The organism is Pseudoalteromonas sp. SWYJZ12 (assembly GCF_015864395.1).
In the GTDB taxonomy this organism is placed as follows: Bacteria; Pseudomonadota; Gammaproteobacteria; order Enterobacterales; family Alteromonadaceae; genus Pseudoalteromonas; species Pseudoalteromonas arctica.
The window spans coordinates 1-15,979 of sequence record NZ_JADYXH010000015.1; the positions used below are offsets into that span (position 1 = coordinate 1).

At 39.6% G+C, this 15,979-nt stretch carries 18 protein-coding genes, 1 rRNA gene and 1 pseudogene; 11 read left to right on the forward strand and 9 right to left on the reverse strand.

All coding sequences use genetic code 11. The annotated features are described in order from the left end of the window. Positions 1 to 115 (forward strand): 5S ribosomal RNA (rrf, locus tag I6F42_RS14635). Positions 116 to 539: 424 nt separating this feature from the next. Here the strand turns inward: rrf and I6F42_RS14640 are convergent. Further along, positions 540 to 875 (reverse strand): annotated as a pseudogene (locus I6F42_RS14640) (DapH/DapD/GlmU-related protein); the annotation flags it as partial. 145 nt (positions 876 to 1,020) lie between these two features. Between I6F42_RS14640 and I6F42_RS14645 the strand changes: the two are divergent. Then, entirely contained in the window at positions 1,021 to 1,614 is a 594-nt protein-coding gene (locus I6F42_RS14645) for a hypothetical protein (protein ID WP_007584915.1), read from the forward strand. A 2-nt stretch (positions 1,615 to 1,616) separates the two neighbouring features. Here the strand turns inward: I6F42_RS14645 and I6F42_RS14650 are convergent, their stop codons facing one another. Further along, positions 1,617 to 1,997, reverse strand: a complete 381-nt coding sequence (locus tag I6F42_RS14650) for a hypothetical protein (RefSeq protein ID WP_197152622.1) — start codon at positions 1,995 to 1,997, stop codon at positions 1,617 to 1,619. 99 nt (positions 1,998 to 2,096) lie between these two features. Here I6F42_RS14650 and I6F42_RS14655 point away from each other — a divergent pair, with 99 nt between their 5' ends. Further along, positions 2,097 to 2,537 carry a TerB family tellurite resistance protein gene (locus I6F42_RS14655; protein ID WP_169045274.1) on the forward strand — a complete coding sequence of 147 codons (441 nt, stop codon included), beginning with the start codon at positions 2,097 to 2,099 and terminating at the stop codon, positions 2,535 to 2,537. Between the two features lie 21 nt (positions 2,538 to 2,558). Here I6F42_RS14655 and I6F42_RS14660 read toward each other — a convergent pair whose 3' ends face one another. Next, positions 2,559 to 3,125, reverse strand: a complete 567-nt coding sequence (locus tag I6F42_RS14660; RefSeq protein ID WP_007584922.1) for an NADPH-dependent FMN reductase — start codon at positions 3,123 to 3,125, stop codon at positions 2,559 to 2,561. Positions 3,126 to 3,244: 119 nt separating this feature from the next. Here I6F42_RS14660 and I6F42_RS14665 point away from each other — a divergent pair, with 119 nt between their 5' ends. Next, complete coding sequence (locus I6F42_RS14665) at positions 3,245 to 4,144, forward strand: LysR family transcriptional regulator (RefSeq protein WP_197152623.1); 900 nt, start codon at positions 3,245 to 3,247, stop codon at positions 4,142 to 4,144. 32 nt (positions 4,145 to 4,176) lie between these two features. On the opposite strand, the gene norR is transcribed toward I6F42_RS14665, so the two are convergent. Then, the gene (gene norR / locus I6F42_RS14670) at positions 4,177 to 5,733 is read right to left on the reverse strand and encodes a nitric oxide reductase transcriptional regulator NorR (RefSeq protein ID WP_197152624.1); all 1,557 of its coding nucleotides are present in this window, start codon (positions 5,731 to 5,733) and stop codon (positions 4,177 to 4,179) included. A 160-nt stretch (positions 5,734 to 5,893) separates the two neighbouring features. On the opposite strand from norR, the gene I6F42_RS14675 reads away from it, so the two are divergent. Genes I6F42_RS14675 through hmpA form a run of 3 tightly spaced genes read left to right on the forward strand, consistent with a single transcriptional unit; the run spans position 5,894 to position 8,597 of the window. Beyond that, positions 5,894 to 6,163, forward strand: a complete 270-nt coding sequence (locus tag I6F42_RS14675; protein WP_007584928.1) for a hypothetical protein — start codon at positions 5,894 to 5,896, stop codon at positions 6,161 to 6,163. Further along, positions 6,163 to 7,395, forward strand: coding sequence for an NnrS family protein (locus I6F42_RS14680; protein ID WP_197152625.1), 1,233 nt, complete (start codon positions 6,163 to 6,165; stop codon positions 7,393 to 7,395). Before I6F42_RS14675 ends, I6F42_RS14680 begins: the two co-directional genes overlap by 1 nt. A 20-nt stretch (positions 7,396 to 7,415) precedes the next feature. After that, on the forward strand, positions 7,416 to 8,597 hold the full coding sequence (gene hmpA / locus I6F42_RS14685; protein ID WP_197152626.1) for an NO-inducible flavohemoprotein: 1,182 nt from the start codon (positions 7,416 to 7,418) through the stop codon (positions 8,595 to 8,597). 80 nt (positions 8,598 to 8,677) lie between these two features. Here hmpA and I6F42_RS14690 read toward each other — a convergent pair whose 3' ends face one another. The 3 genes from I6F42_RS14690 to I6F42_RS14700 form a co-directional block, all read right to left on the reverse strand. Then, on the reverse strand, positions 8,678 to 9,049 hold the full coding sequence (locus I6F42_RS14690; RefSeq protein ID WP_197152627.1) for a hypothetical protein: 372 nt from the start codon (positions 9,047 to 9,049) through the stop codon (positions 8,678 to 8,680). Further along, complete coding sequence (locus tag I6F42_RS14695) at positions 9,049 to 10,668, reverse strand: S41 family peptidase (protein ID WP_197152629.1); 1,620 nt, start codon at positions 10,666 to 10,668, stop codon at positions 9,049 to 9,051. Before I6F42_RS14695 ends, I6F42_RS14690 begins: the two co-directional genes overlap by 1 nt. Before the next feature lie 99 nt (positions 10,669 to 10,767). Beyond that, positions 10,768 to 11,421, reverse strand: a complete 654-nt coding sequence (locus I6F42_RS14700) for an endonuclease (RefSeq protein ID WP_029751433.1) — start codon at positions 11,419 to 11,421, stop codon at positions 10,768 to 10,770. A 231-nt stretch (positions 11,422 to 11,652) separates the two neighbouring features. Here I6F42_RS14700 and I6F42_RS14705 point away from each other — a divergent pair, with 231 nt between their 5' ends. Beyond that, the gene (locus I6F42_RS14705) at positions 11,653 to 12,621 is read left to right on the forward strand and encodes a DnaJ C-terminal domain-containing protein (protein ID WP_197152631.1); all 969 of its coding nucleotides are present in this window, start codon (positions 11,653 to 11,655) and stop codon (positions 12,619 to 12,621) included. Further along, on the forward strand, positions 12,621 to 12,941 hold the full coding sequence (locus I6F42_RS14710; protein WP_007584937.1) for a chaperone modulator CbpM: 321 nt from the start codon (positions 12,621 to 12,623) through the stop codon (positions 12,939 to 12,941). The genes I6F42_RS14705 and I6F42_RS14710 overlap by 1 nt, the downstream gene beginning before the upstream one ends. Before the next feature lie 75 nt (positions 12,942 to 13,016). Here the strand turns inward: I6F42_RS14710 and I6F42_RS14715 are convergent, their stop codons facing one another. Continuing rightward, a complete protein-coding gene (locus I6F42_RS14715) occupies positions 13,017 to 13,742 on the reverse strand; it encodes a membrane protein (protein WP_024591693.1) in 726 nt (241 codons plus the stop codon). A 313-nt stretch (positions 13,743 to 14,055) separates the two neighbouring features. Here I6F42_RS14715 and I6F42_RS14720 point away from each other — a divergent pair, with 313 nt between their 5' ends. Next, positions 14,056 to 14,436, forward strand: a complete 381-nt coding sequence (locus tag I6F42_RS14720) for a hypothetical protein (RefSeq protein ID WP_008138697.1) — start codon at positions 14,056 to 14,058, stop codon at positions 14,434 to 14,436. Here I6F42_RS14720 and I6F42_RS14725 read toward each other — a convergent pair whose 3' ends face one another. Further along, positions 14,437 to 14,877, reverse strand: coding sequence for a PaaI family thioesterase (locus tag I6F42_RS14725; RefSeq protein ID WP_007584940.1), 441 nt, complete (start codon positions 14,875 to 14,877; stop codon positions 14,437 to 14,439). Between the two features lie 167 nt (positions 14,878 to 15,044). On the opposite strand from I6F42_RS14725, the gene lexA reads away from it, so the two are divergent. Continuing rightward, the gene (lexA, locus tag I6F42_RS14730; protein ID WP_197152633.1) at positions 15,045 to 15,662 is read left to right on the forward strand and encodes a transcriptional repressor LexA; all 618 of its coding nucleotides are present in this window, start codon (positions 15,045 to 15,047) and stop codon (positions 15,660 to 15,662) included. The last annotated feature ends 317 nt before the right edge of the window (positions 15,663 to 15,979 follow it).

The window sequence follows — 15,979 nt, forward strand, 5'->3', positions numbered from 1 at the left end:
CTTGGTGACAATAGCGTTTTGGACCCACCTGATTCCATGCCGAACTCAGTAGTGAAACGAAACAGCGCCGATGATAGTGTAGCATTTGCTATGTGAAAGTAGGACATTACCAGGCTTCAAATTGTAGAAAGCCCGAATCTAACGATTCGGGCTTTTTTACGTCTGCAGAAAAGTAAATGCGCGCAATTAATACACACTCACATCAACACACATCACGTAGGGCGGCCGAGCATAGCGACTCCCGACGCTAGAATCACACCAAAAACCCTCAATACCCCAGTCGGCCAATAAAGTAGCATTTGCTACGTGACTCTCCACCGCTGTGGGCACTACGACATCCTACTGCGTAGCGCACCGACTTCAAATTGTAGAAAGCCCGAATCTAACGATTCGGGCTTTTTTACGTCTGCAAAAAAGTGATTCAGGGATTCCTCTATAGCGGAGTGTCTCTTAGTGAATAATTCACTTAATTTAACGAGTTAAAGTGCTCGCTGATGCGAGCGTAGCGACTCCCAACGTTAAAATCACATCGAGAATAACTACAGTGTTCTTATTTCACGAGCTGGGTTACCCGCTACTGCGGTATTAGGCATTACATTTTTAGTAACGACAGCACCCGCACCCACAATACTGTTTTCACCAATACTCACACCCGCTAAAATAATTACACCTGTGCCAACCCATGCGTTATTGGCTAACGCGATAGGCGCTGCAAAGTTTTCTTACTAAGCCTTTTTGCTGGATTAGTAGCATGTAACACAGCTAAAAGCTGAACTTTCGGGCCAATTAAGCAGGCATCACCAATGGTGATTAAGTAATTGGCCAGTGGCTAGTTGAGGTGTGTAATTAATATTTATAAAAGTAGGATTGTTAATGAAGGCTGAGATATTTAGTCGTTAATCGCTATTTAGTAGTTTTACCTAGTTGTCTTGTTCTAAATTTTATATAGATACTTCTAATAAAGTACTTAAGAAAACTGTACTATTACAGGTGTTTTAAAATAACTATAACGAGAAACATATGAAATTATTAACTGCAGCAACTTTAATAGTTGCTTCATCGACAGCTTTTGCACGCCCTGCACCGCTAGTGTCTATTCCTACTCATGATGCCTTTTTTAATAGTATTGCAGCGCATTGCGGTAAAGCTTTTGAAGGTGAAGTAGCGGTAGATAACGCGAAAGGGCCAAGCTCATTTACAGATAAAAAGCTGGTTATGCATGTACGTAAATGTAGCGAGACTGAGTTACAAGTGCCGTTTCATGTAGGAGACGATGCATCACGTACGTGGATCATAACTAAAACGGGTAGTGGCTTGAGTTTAAAGCACGATCATCGTCATAAAGATGGAATAGACGACGCATCAACTATGTATGGTGGCCATACGCTTGATGCAGGGTTCGCGCAAATGCAGTCGTTTCCAGCAGACCAATACTCTAAAGAGTTATTCGTGAAAGAAGGCATTGCACAGTCTGTAGGTAATACATGGCAAATGTATATTTACCCAGAAGTATTTACTTATCGATTAATTCGCCAAGGACGTGAGTTTAAGGTGGATTTTGATTTAACTAAACCGATTACTCCACCATCAGCACCTTGGGGTTATAAAGACTAAGGTTACTTACCCTTGTTTGTATCTTCTTTAGTTTCGCATTGTAGTAAAACACTTAAATCTGGTTGGTAAGCACGTGGTTTTGTTGGAAAGCGCTCGTACTCTTGCACGCCTTCAAGTATTTTCAACATAAAGGTATTGCCGCGGCATAGACGGTCAGCATGGCGTAATAAAAATACACTTTGATTGGTAAAGTGTTTGTAATCGTCTGACTGGATTTCTATTTTATAGTTGTCTTCGCCAATTTTTGTCTGGTAGTAATGCACTTTGTTGTCAAAGTCGTAGAGCTTCTCTGTTTCGGCTTTTTCAGCAAGTGCAGTATTTCCACTCGAAAGGGCCACCAGTGTAGCGCCTATAAATAAGCGTGGTGCGTTTATTCCTTTCATAAAATGTATCCTTTAATTTGCGAACTTTATACCCATTAATAAGAGTAATAAGGTCGATTTCTTTACGTATTAGTCTAACACCCAAAAAGGGAAAGTGTGATGTTCAAACAAATAAAACAACTTTTTGCTGTATTCGATGAACCGCAGCCAAGTATGCAAGAGCACGATTTAAAAACAGCTGTTGCTGCATTATTAATTGAAGTTATGCGTGCAGATACCAAGCTTGAACATGATGAGCAACGAACCCTGACTGTAACCTTAAAAAAGTATTTTAATTTAACAGATATTGAGGTTAATGAGCTTACTAATAACGCGGCAAGCAGCTTAGATGATTCGATAGATTACTTTCAGTTTTCAAAACAGATTAATGAGCATTGCAGCGCGGCGCAGCGAATTGAAATAATAGAGTTATTATGGCGCTTAGCGTATGCCGATGGAGAAATAGATCCCCAAGAAGACTACGTAATACGTAAAGTAGCAGGGCTTTTATATGTAACGCATACCGATTTTATCGCCGCAAAACTCGCGGCGACAAAGTAATTAGTTATTTAGGCGTGCAAGTTACCTTAACTTACTTGCAACGCTTACTAACTGATGAGCAAGCGCCGATACTCGCTCTGCAGTAACAGGTTCATTAATTTGCCCATTTTCATCAAACAATGTGTGTACAGCGGGTACTGCAAGTTGATCGGCAAGCACTAACGATCCAATACCACTTAATATATCACGTACATGATTTAAACCGCGTAACCCACCAAGTCCACCTGGTGATGCTGAAAACAGCGCCACTACTTTATTGCGAAAAGCAGGAACAGCACCTTGTTCCGTGCGCGATGCCCAATCAATCGCATTTTTAAGTGCTGCAGTTATAGATCCGTTGTACTCTGGGCTTGCTAGTAAAATACCGTCAGCTGCACGTAGTTTGTCTTTTAAAAGCTGTACATCGCTTGGTGTACCTTGCGCTTCAATATCTTCGTTAAATAGTGGGATGTTTAATTCGTTTAGTTTTATTACTTCTACTTCAGCACCTGTTTGTAGAGCAAAACGTGCTGCCTCATTAATAATTTTTTGATTAAAGCTTTCTTGTCGAAGACTTCCTGCTAGGGCGATAATTTTTGGTGCTGACATGCTATTGACCTTTTAGTGTTTAAACTTACAACGCTAATGTAGCAAAATTTTGCTTGTAGAAAACCCCAATAAACGCAACACTTGTGTGCGTAAATGCACATAAGTATAAGGTAAGCAGCATGGCGATAAAATTTGAAGATTGGCAAGACGTTAAAGTAGCGTTTGAAGTAGCACGATTAGGCACGTTAACGGCGGCAGCAGAAGAGCTTAATGTGCACCACAGCACAGTACTTAGGCGAATTAATAATCTTGAAAAAAACTTAAATGCACGCCTTTTTCATCGCCATGCCCGTGGTTACAAGGTTACTGAAATTGGCACCAAGTTATTTGCAACGGCGCAGACTATCCATGGCTCCTTAGAGCAGTTACATAACGATATAGCAGCAGCTGATAGCACCCTTAGAGGGAGTTTATTGCTAACGACGGTAAGTGGCTTTATGGATGTACTTGGTGATGTATGTGAGCAATTTCAGGCATTACATCCGCAAGTGCAGTTAGAAGTTATTTTAGAACAAAAAAGGTTAAGGCTCGATCACGGACAAGCACATATTGCAGTTCGTGCAGGCCCAAGGCCTGATGAAGGCGATTATATTGCTCAGCATTTAGCGCAGTTATCATCGGGTTTATACGCTAATAAACGTTACATTAATAAGTACGGCATGCCTAAATTATTAAGTGATTTACAACAACATAATTTTGTATCGGGTGTGGCGGGTTTTAATGCTCGCGTGCCTTATTTTGCATGGGCTGATGAACATATTCCTGCATCGCAAATTAAGCTGCGAGTATCTGAAACCGCAGAAGCGACTCGTGCAATAATTAAAGGGCTAGGCATTGGCGGATTACAGCATGACGTAGCGGCGCAATATTCTGATTTAGTGCCTATATTACACAGTGAGTTAAGCTGGCCTACCGATGTATGGTTAGTCACGCATCACTTAGTGCATCGCACTGCTAAAGTACAAGCTTTTGCAGGGTTGTTAAAAATACATTTTAGTAAGTTAGCTGCTAATCAATAGTTTTAGCAGCATTTTAGCTGTGTTTTAAATAATTATAGCGTTTTTTTTATTTCTATCCCTAGGCGTTTAGCCAAGCGTACTAAGTTAGCTCTATCTAATTCAAGTACTCTTGCTGCTGCTGACCAGTTGTAGTTATGCTTCTTTAATTGCTCGGTTATTACGTTGTATTGCAACGATTCTACAGCTTGCTTTAAAGGTTGGTTGATTAAGCTGTTGGTTGTAATTTGGCTTGCTACTAGAGAGTTTTGCGGCGCACTCGGGGTTAAATCACAGTGCTCGCTTGTAATGGTTATTATTGGATTTTGCCATTGGCTTTGTTTTGCTTTTAGGGCGCTGCGGCTAATGACATGTTCAAGCTCGCGAACGTTACCTGGCCAGTTGTACTGATTAAGCAGTACTTGTGCTTCAGGGCTTAGTTTTAATTGTTTTATCCCTAATTTACGGGCTGTTTGCTCAATAAAATAACCAGCTAAGAGTGTTATGTCGTGCTCGCGTTTACTAAGTGGTGGCACAGTAATAGGGTAGACACTGAGGCGATGGTATAAATCGGCTCTAAAGCGACCTTGAGCTACTTCTTCTTTTAAGTTTCTGTTGGTTGCAGCAACGACGCGTACATCTACGTACTTTGGCGTGTCTTCTCCTACCGTTTGTATTTCGCCACTTTGTAGCACTCGTAATAGTTTACTTTGCATGGCCAGGGGCAGTTCGCCTATTTCATCTAAAAATAACGTGCCGCCATCAGCTAATTGAAATTTACCTTGGCGCGAGTTTTGTGCGCCTGTAAAAGCCCCTTTCGCATGACCAAAAAATTCACTTTCGGCGAGGTTTTCAGGAAGTGATGCACAATTTAAGTGAATAAGCGGTTGATCTTTTCGAGCTGAATTTAAGTGAATATTACGCGCTACAAGCTCTTTCCCTACTCCTGTTTCACCTAATATAAGCACACTAAAGTTAGATGCTGCAACGAGTTTAATTTCGTTTTTAAGTGTTTGCATTAGCGGACTTTGACCAATAATTTCACCGCCGTCCCGTGTTAACGCTTCACGATTTAGTTCTTGCACTAATGCACTTGAGTGCTGTGCATGCTGTTTGTAATGGGCAAGCTCTAAAGCTGTTTTAAAATGCGCACTACACAGCGTTTGTAAGGTATTGAGTGTATCAGCGCTTATGCTGTTAAATGCATTGGCGTTAAGGCTATCAAACGTAAGTACGCCAAGTAGCGCGTTTTTATCATAAAGAGGTAAGCCTAAACATGCATGTACCGGTATGTCGCCGGTTTTAGCTAATAGCAATCCGTCGTATGGATCGGGTAGTGGGCAGTCGTGCGCAAATTGCAGCGCGAGTGTGCTTTTGCAAATAGCTTCTAGGCGAGGGTGTTCTACTATTTTAAATCGTCTGCCAAGGCTGTCGGACATTAACCCTTTAATTGCCAGTGGTTTTAATTGCTCGCCCTGAAGCACTAATAACGCACTTGCATCACTAGGGATAACCCGCTCAACCGTTGCTAGTAATTGATCAAAGCTATGCTCGTGTAGTGTACTTTGAGCAAGCTCTAGAGCAACTTGTGTAAGGTTGAATTGCTGGTTCATGTCAAAATGACCTGTTTGTGTTCTTATGAGTTAATTTATAGTAGGTCATAAAGACTCATACTGTAAAGTGGTTTAATTTAACTTATTGAATTTAATTAATTAAATTTGTTGGCACAGTATGTGTAATAGCTAAGTAACGTAGTTAGTTACAGAGATCGCCATGAACACACTAATGCTGAATAATTTAAATAATCAAACACAGTTTAGTTCACTATACGAAACAGTATTATTTGCTGCCAATACTGCATTAGCTGTGAGTTTAGTGTGTATTACGGCAAGTATTTTAATTAGCTACCCGTTTGCTGAGTACTTTTCCATGGCGGTGCAAGTATCAGCTCATATTGGGACTATTGTTATTGCTGCTATTTTAAAAGTAAGTTACGTACTGCGCTGTGTTGCACAACATGGTTTAGGACAGGAGGTACGATAATGCGCCCTATAAACTTAACTGAGCCAATGCCAGCACGCGTTGCTATTCATCAAGTATCTCAATGGCCATTATGGATGCTCGCTTTTAGACCTTTCTTTTTAGGCGGTGGCTTATTGGCATTTTTGTCGGTGGGGTATTGGCTACTTATTTTAACAGGCTATGCAAGTTGGCACTTATCGATACCTGCAACATTATGGCACGCGCACGAAATGCTGTTTGGCTTTGCAGGAGTTGTAGCTGTTGGCTTTTTACTTACCGCTGCACAAACATGGACAGGCGTACCGAGCATAAGTGGCAAAGTTCTTATGTGGCTTACGTTTATATGGCTTGCAGCGCGCTTAGCCTTTTTTGTGATATTGCCTGATATTGCTCATTTTAATTTATATGCTGCACTTACATTACAAGTTATTTGGTGGCTAGGCGCCATAGCAGTACTGGCTAATATGTTATTAAAAGCCAATAGCAAAAGTAACTATCCGTTTTTAGCTATTTTAGCTGTGCTTTGTGGGCTCAATGTATTGTATTTAATACTTGTTTTAAAACAAAACATGCAGCTTGCACTTGGTGTGGTTGATACCGCAGTACTGGTAATTACTTTACTAGTTGGCATTGTTGCGGGTCGCGTTCTACCATTTTTTACCGCTAAAGGTCTAGGTTTAACCGCACAAGTTCGCACTCCTAAAATAGATAAAGCGGTGATGTATTTATCTATTTTGGCTATCACTTTATTTTTCATCAACAAGTTGTTTTTGAACACGATTAATCCTGCGTTAGTTGTTGCAACTGTTGCTGCGCTTCACCTGGTCAGGGCTGGTTTTTGGTGGGATAGCAAGGTATTGAGAGTGCCGTTGTTATGGTCTTTACATTTTTCCTACTTAGCGTTAGGCGTAGGGTTAATGATGGTTGCATTTAGCTTTTATAGCAGTGCAATACAATTTAAAGATGCGCTGCACTTAATCACTATTGGCACAATAGGTATGATGATTTTAGCAATGATGACGCGTGTATCACATGGTCATACAGGGCGTACACTCGCTATTCCTCATTACATGGCTGTTGCTTTTGCGTTTTTGCTTGTGGCCGCTATTACTCGTTCATTACTCCCTTTTATTATTGGGCCTCACCTTGCTTGGCAAATAAGTGCTTTGCTGTGGTTAGTGGCTTTTTCATTATTTTTAATTCACTGCACACCTATATTAACGCGGCGTCGTGTTGATGGGCGTCGTGGTTAGTTCATCCATAGGAAACACATATGTTATCTGATAAAACCATTGAGATTGTAAAAAGCACAGTTCCGTTATTAGCGCAGGCGGGTACGGTTGTTACCGATCATTTTTATAAGCGTTTATTTAGCCATAATCCTGAGCTTAAAAATATTTTTAATATGGCGAATCAAGATACAGGTCGTCAGCAATTTGCACTTTTTAATGCATTGGCTGCGTATGCACAAAATATTGATAATTTAGCCGTATTAAAAGAAGCGCTAACACGTATTAATCATAAGCATACAAGCTTGAATATTTTACCTGAGCATTACCCTATTGTAGGTGCACACTTAATTGGTACGCTTAAAGAGCTTCTTCCTGAGCAATTTACTCCCGATGTTGAATACGCTTGGCGCGAAGCTTACGGCGTACTTGCTGATATTTGTATAACCGAAGAAGCTGCTTTGTATGAGCACAGTAAAAATAAACACGGTGGTTGGGCGGGAACTCGCCAATTTGAAATAACCAACAAACAGGCTGAATCAGAACTAGTAACGAGCTTTACACTTACGCCAGTTGATGGCGAAGCTGTTATTACACATAAACCAGGGCAGTATTTAGGTATTAAAGTTAAGCCAGAGGGCGCTGAATATGAAGAAATTCGCCAGTATTCTATTTCGCAAAAAAGTAACGCTAAAAACTACCGTATTAGTGTTAAAAAAGAGCTACAGCCAAAGCCTGGCATGGTGTCTAATTATTTACACTCATTAGAGCAAGGCACTATTGTTGAGTTATACCCGCCGGCAGGAGACTTCTTTTTACGCAATAACACAAACCCAGCGGTACTCATTTCAGCAGGTGTTGGGCAAACGCCAATGTTGGCTATGCTTGAAACGTTATTAAGTGACAACTCTAATCAAGAGATTATGTATTTACATGCCTGCGAAAATACTCAGCAGCATTCGTTTTCAAAATATTTAAATGAGTTAAATGCAGTTTATAACCGCTTACAAACAATGACGTGGTTTAACCAAGCGACAGAGGGCGCTGACTTTACTGGGTTAATGAACCTAAACGCAGTACAAGCACAGCTACCATTGAGTAATGGTGACTTTTACTTATGTGGTCCTGCCGGTTTTATGGCATTTATAAAAAACCAGTTACTTGAGTTAGGTGTTAAAAACGAGCAGATTCATTATGAAGTGTTTGGTCCGCATCAAGACTTGTAATAACGCTTTAAAATAGAAAAAGGCGCGCAGCGATATGCTGCGCGCCTTTTTTATTAATTTATAAACATTAATAAAGTGCCTTATAACTCTTTACAGGTAACACCTTCAAGTACTGTAGTAAGCTCTTTTTTAGGATAGTAAAGCTCGCATTGGTTATTACGTAGTTGCAAAATAAACTTCTCAGATTTTATATTATGCGCGCCCATAATTACTCTGCCATCAGACCCTTTACTCATTGCATGATCAATTAGCAGTTCGCTACGTTTAGTAAATACCGAATCGGCAAGTGTTACTAATGTGCCTCCCTTAGCATGTTGAATTGCCTGTTGTAGTGTTGTAATAACGCTGGGATTAACGCTCGTTAATATAGCGGGTTTAGCAGGCTCACTATCTACACTTTGGCATCCGCCTAAAGCGAGCAAGGTGGCTAATGGGAGTAATAATTTAGCCATTACCTTTCCTCACCCAGCGTTGGCCAAGTTAAGTCCATATTACGCTGGGTAAATTGTACCGGCATATTTAAAGGAATGAGAGATTCACGAGAGCTTGAAAAATTAGCTGGTTCTGCTTTTGCAGCAGCCGTTCTAACTGGACAACTGCCATTTTCAACATGAAATAATGCGGTGGCTAAAACGGCCTCGTCACTGTCGCCTAACTGATGATCAAAGTCGTCCTCAATTTCACAACCTTGAACATCAGCATCAAATTGTGGAGTAGGGGTTGGTGTAAAACCCGCAGCGTATTCGCCAAATCCTTTGCTATTTACGCCACTAAACTGAATAGTGTAATAGGTTGTTGCGCAGTTATGAGTTGGGGTGAAGCCATAGGGCTTACCGCAGGTTGTGTCGCCAATTAAAATAACTTCTGCGTCTATACCTTTTAAACCATTAATAAAAGCTTCTGATGCCGAACAGGTGCCTGATGTGCTTAATACATAAACCTTCGATAGGTTTAAATCAGGTAGGTTTTCACCTGTGCTAAAAAAAGTAGAGTAATCTATTTCTTCATCAATAAATGGGAAGGGCGAATCAACGGGTTGTTTATCGTTTTGTTGAGTTTGATAATAAAAGCGGTTGTTAACGTTGGCATTACCGGCAACCATATAAGCTAATTGTGCCGACAGTGCTAATAAACCACCACCGTTATATCTAAAGTCGATTACAAGCTCATCAATACCATCGGTTTTAAACTTATTTACCGCATCAATAAGCCCTTCTTGGGCAATGCTTATATGGCTATTAAATTGCATGTAACCCACGCTTGAACCATTTGCGGTTGTAATCGTTTTAACATTTTGAACAGGTGTTTGTTCAATATTACCAGCGGTTACATTAAATGTTTTTTCGGCGCCATCGTTACTGCGTACAACAATAGTATGTGAGTCGCCGTTAGTAGGACTAAATAAACCTTCGTTAAGCGTATCTACACCCGACTCTGTATTGGTATTAATGCTAACACCGTCAACTGAAAGTACGGTATCACCACGTTGAAAGCCTATTTGGCTTGCAGGCGAATCATCTTCAAGATAAGCAACGCGTAAAATACGATCGGCTGTATCGCCAATAAACGCCCAATTTATACCGTAACCAGAAGTAACGCCCGATTGCGCTTCTTGAAAGTAATCTTCAGTAGGTTCTGAAAAATGAAAGTTATCTTTTTTTGCACCTGAGTCGGTAAGCTGCTCTGTTTTTAATTGAGCGAAGTAATCGGCTACTGTTGTAAAGCTTTCAGGGTCGTTATCGGCAATCTCATCATACCAAAGGTAGGTTTCGTCGCTCCAAGAGCGAAGCCAAATTTTTTCATAAAGGGCAGAACCCGCTTGATCTGGGTAGGGGTTGTTGTTATTAAAAGGATCGTTACCCGTACGAAGGGTTTCGCAAAAGTTTTTTAAATCGTTAGAGGGTTCAAATACCCCCGCAGTCCATGTAGGGGGGTTACTTGAGGTTTTTGTAACTATAGGTGTGGTAACTACAGGAGCTGAGTCGATACCGCCTCCGCCGCCACAACCCGTTAAAGCAAAGCCCGAAAGTGCTGCAAAAATGGCAAGCGAGGTTTTATTATTTTTAAACATAGTTAAGGACTTTCTGTAAATAAGTTGTTTAAAATATTACAACACTCGCTCGTTTATTCAACATTTATAACTTTGATTTATGTAAATGAGTGTTAAAGCTTAGAGCTTGCTCGCACTACTTGTATCTGCAAATGCTTGCTTTTTCCACGCATTAAATAACTTTTGCTGTTTATCAGAGATTTTTAAACCGTATGTTTTCTGCATGTAAGCGTAAGTGTCGGCTATACGTTTACGTGCATAGACAGGCGGTTCAACTACACGTTGCTTAAAGTTTACTTTTACTTCGCAGCGACCATACTGTGTGGCGTTTTCGCTAAGCATGCCAAAACGATAATTAGAGCGATCGGCATTAATTTCGCCAATAGCTGGCGCTAAGTTATTTATATCAGCTTCCATTTTTCTAAATTTAGCACTTACTTTACGGCAGTTTTTACGTCCGCCATCTTGCCAACATTGTAGCTGATGACCAAATTCCCACGCCGGAACAATATGTTCCCACTCAATGCGTAGTGCTCGCACATTTACTTTGCCTGAGCGGGTAAGTGTATTTCGAGGAATGTAACCACAGTTAGAAGGATCAGGAATGAGTTTTTTGCCTTCTTTTTTAATATCACAACCGCAGTAAATACTTTTGGCGTTGTCAGGGAGGGTTTTAATTAAATGTCTTTTAGCCGTTGAAAAACGGGTAAATTGTTCGGCAGATACCGAAAAACACACACAACAAGCCAGTAAGGCCAGAATAAATCGAGTCATATCCATCACAAATGTGAACTACAGGAACAGGCAGTTTAAAGCCTTGAAGATAAAAGATAAAGTTAACTTAAGGCCTGCACTTATATTACTAAAAAGTGTCCGATTAATTTTTTATTCAAAGTTATTTTCACTATTCATTTATTTCTTACGATTTATCGTATTTTAATCACACAAGATTATACGTTAAGGAGTATGCTTAAAGCTTACTCAATATGGGGATTTGGATTGCAAATGAAATTTGTTGATTATTATGCAGTGCTTGGAATATCGCCTGACGCAGACGATAAAGCAGTTAAAGTAGCTTATAAAAAGTTAGCCAGAAAATATCACCCAGATGTAAGCAAAGAGCCTCAAGCAGAAGATAAGTTTAAAGAAATAGCAGAAGCTTACGAAGTCATTCATAACAAAGAAGAACGCACTAAATACGACGAGTTACGCCGTCATCAACAAAATCGTGCTCGTCAACAGCAAGGTAATTATGGTGGTAACAATGCCTCATCACAAAGTAATTATCAGCAAAGCGATCCTCAAACCGATCAAGAGTTTTCTGATTTTGTTAATTCAATGTTTGGCGGCGCCGGTGGATTCAATCGTTCCGGGCAGGGCCGAAGTAACGCCGCTCGCGCGCAAAAAGGACAAGATGTGGAAATAGAGTTCCCGATTTTTCTTGAAGAGACTTTAGTTGATACCGTTAAGCCTGTTGAGTTTATGTTACCGCAGCGAGATAGTAGTGGTCGTGTCTCTGAAATTAAAAAATCACTTAAAGTGAAAATTCCCGCAGGTTCAGTAAATGGCGAACGAATTCGACTAAAAGGGCAAGGCGGATTAGGGTCAGCGAACGGGCAAAATGGCGATTTGTACTTACAAATTAGTTTAGTGCCCCACCCATTATTTGATGTTGAAGGTCATAACCTAAATATAATCGTCCCTCTTGCACCATGGGAAGCGGCTCTTGGTACAAAAATAAATTTACCTACGTTGGCAGGCAAAATCCAATTAACTATTCCATCTAATAGTCAGTCTGGCCAACGCTTGCGTATTAAAGGCAAGGGATTAATGAGTAAAAAAGCCAAAGGTGATTTATTTGCTGTGCTTAAAATTGTTAATCCAACATCTGTTGATGATACCAGTAAAAAACTTTGGGAAGAATTAGCCGAAAAAGCTCACTTTGATCCCCGTAATAACTGGAGCAAGCCATAATGCAAATTATCGTGACACAAAAAGATGATTTACTTACTAGCAAAGAGCTATGTTTGAGTAGTGATATTAGCGAAGCAATTTTATATGAGCTAGTTGAGCACAATATTGCGGTTCCAATTGAGGGGAAGCATGTTACGCAGTGGCAATTTACGGTATCTGCAGTGACCTTAGTTAAAAAAGCGGCCCGTATTCAACATGACTTTTCGTTAGATTGGTCGGCAATAGCTTTAGTTTTACAATTGCTGGATGAGCGTGATGAGTTGATTTTCGAAAACGAAATGTTAAAGCGACATTTGAGTCGATTTAAACACTTGGAATAAAATCTGCCCTTGGGTACTTCCTAGGGCTTATTTACTCTTTGGTGAGAGTGCGCTAGTTCTTAAAAACCAATATGACTACTTTGATTTATTCTTACTTTTAATTCGGATAAATCGTTTTAGTCGTATGTTTTGCATAAGTAGTAATATTCCACTTAGGCAAAAAAGTACGCTGGTTGCTGCAAAACTAATAAGCAGCGGATTATTAAAATCCTCTCGCTCATCGTAATCCATAATATGTAACATCCAAAAAAAGTCGAAAATTCGCCATAGTGTGCTGCGAACGGTGACAACTCTGCCGTTATTTTCTGACAAGTACAGTGTTGTGTTAAATGTGTCGTCAAATTGTACCTGCCAAACATTGGTTTTATATCCAACTTCTCGCATACCTTGCTTTAGCAGTACAGCGCTTGTCACTTGAGCATCAATAAGTAAGTGTGCTTTAGCATTTGCGGTAATTTGTATTTTAGTTGGCGGCTCAAAAGGCCGGCCTGTTATACCGTTAAAGCTTTGCTGTTCATCTTTATTTATTACTGTAATTATAGGTGTGGTTAAAAAGTTCTCAAAAATTATTTGTGTTGGATTAACCACCTGAGATGCAATATCGTTAAGGGAGGCAACATAATCAGCCTGCGTAAATGGGTTATTAAGAGTACGTGTTGCAAGATGCTCCCCATGAACTTTATCAAGAGGAATAGCGCTCATGACTAAACCGCCTAATAGCCAAGCTAAAATTTGTAATGTGAGCAAATAACCGAGCCATTTATGTAACTTGCGAGCATACTTAAATATTTTTTTATTCATGTTTTAGTCTTATTATTTTTAGAGGCTAGTTTATTACATTAATGGGATTAGTTACTGCGACATTTTGTCGCAGTTTAAACTATAGCTTACTGTAATCATTTAAAAATAAAAAAGATTACACTTAAATTGCTAACATGACTTATTTGTTTAATTGAGCTGAGTGTTTGATATCCAGCTAGCTTTAAACGCTAAAAAATACTTAAAAGCTGCGAAATATCCATATAAAGTGGTTAATAGAGCATAGTTGATTTGGTATAACGGTAAAACTGCGTTAAAGTTTGCAATGAAATTATTAGAGGATAAATACGAAACGATGTCGGAAATTCAATTTTTAAATGTAGATCTTGAGCTTGAATCAAAGCAAGATATTAGTTTGCTAGTGGCAGACTTGAAAAAAGTCGCGACGATTTTACATTATGACAAAGACGAATACCGTCAATTAGCGCGTATTGAAGCAACAGGTGTAGTAAACACGCCTGACAAAGCAATAAACCATATATGTGAGCTTATTGAATCGTGTTCGCGTAACGCGCTAAAGCAATGGTTAAGCTGTTCACGTAGAACGTTTGATATTGGTTTTGAATCAGGCACTTCCCCTAAGTGCTTTAATCAAGCCTTAGATGCAGATACATTACTACGTATATCTGCGATTGGTGCGGGTATGGAAATTACAATTTACCCAATCGAAAAGTAACTACCTTCGCTCTACGACTGCTGCGGTCATTTTTGATACGCAGCACAGCTCATTGCGGCTATTTGTAATTTTTATTTCCCACACTGAACTACGTTTGCCAATATGAAACGCTCTTGCCGTTGCTGTTAAAGTGCCGTTGCGAGATGCTTTTAAATGACTTGCGCTAATTTCCTGCCCCACGCAGTAAAATTTTGTAAAATCGACAACAAAGTTAGCTGCATAGCTGGCAACTGTTTCGGCAAGTACAACGTTAGCACCGCCGTGAACCATTCCCATTGGGTTATGATGCTCAGGAATTGCCGGCATAGTGGCTACTAAGTAATCATCACCAATTTCAGTGACTTCTATTCCCATGGTTTTCATTAATGTTCCTTGGCCATCAATGCCTTGTTCTAACTGCTTGCACAGCTCTAAAGTGATGGGCTGGTACCAAATACTCATAATGACTCCTTTGCTTTTTTAATCATTTATAAACCTAGCTTTAGTTATATCCCTAAAATGTACACAAGTGAAATTACTTTGGCTATTTTAAGGCTTAATTTAAATTTGCGATTTTTATTTAACTGTATATACTCACAGTTAAATGTACTGTATGGAAAACCAGTTGTATGCGACCATTAACGAACCGCCAAGCTCAAATACTCGAACTAATTAAAGTTTTTATTAAAGACACTGGTATGCCTCCTACACGTGCTGAAATAGCGCAAACATTAGGTTTTAAAAGTGCCAATGCTGCTGAAGAACATTTAAAAGCACTTGCTAAAAAAGGCGCAATTAAAATGAAACCAGGTGCAAGCCGTGGTATTCAGTTAATTGAAGAAGAAGAGCCAGAACAATTAGGTTTACCGCTTATAGGGCGTGTTGCTGCTGGTTCACCTATTTTGGCGCAAGAGCACGTTGAAAGTCACTGCAGAATCGATCCATTAATGTTTAAACCGGCTGCAGATTTTTTACTACGCGTTAACGGTATGAGCATGAAAGATATTGGTATTATGGATGGTGATTTACTTGCTGTACATCGTACTCAAACCGCTGAAAACGGGCAAATTGTTGTTGCCCGCCTAGACGAAGACGTAACTGTAAAACGTCTTGAGAAAGCGGGTCGTAAAGTATTACTTCATGCTGAAAACGACGATTTTGAATCTATTGAAGTAGATCTTGAGAATGAGTCTTTTAATATTGAAGGCTTAGCCGTTGGCGTTATAAGAAACGCTGATTGGATGTGACTTTAAAAATAGCTTTTAAACAAGCAGTTTTATAAATGCGTACTAATTAGTACGCATTTTCTGTTTTAAATTCGCACTAAAAATAGGGCATAAATAGCTCACTGACAATTTAAGCTGTAAACTTTTTTACACTTATATTTTCCCCCTCCGAATGCGTTAAACCCCTTTGTTTTACTCATCTTTTGAACTTCCTGTTACCTAGTTGGTTACTGATTTTTTATTAATTACTCAATATCACCTGATTGTTTTTTATACTAAAACTTGCTTGTTGTTCATTTTTTAGCTAATTATTAATGTGCTGAGCTAATAATAACTCA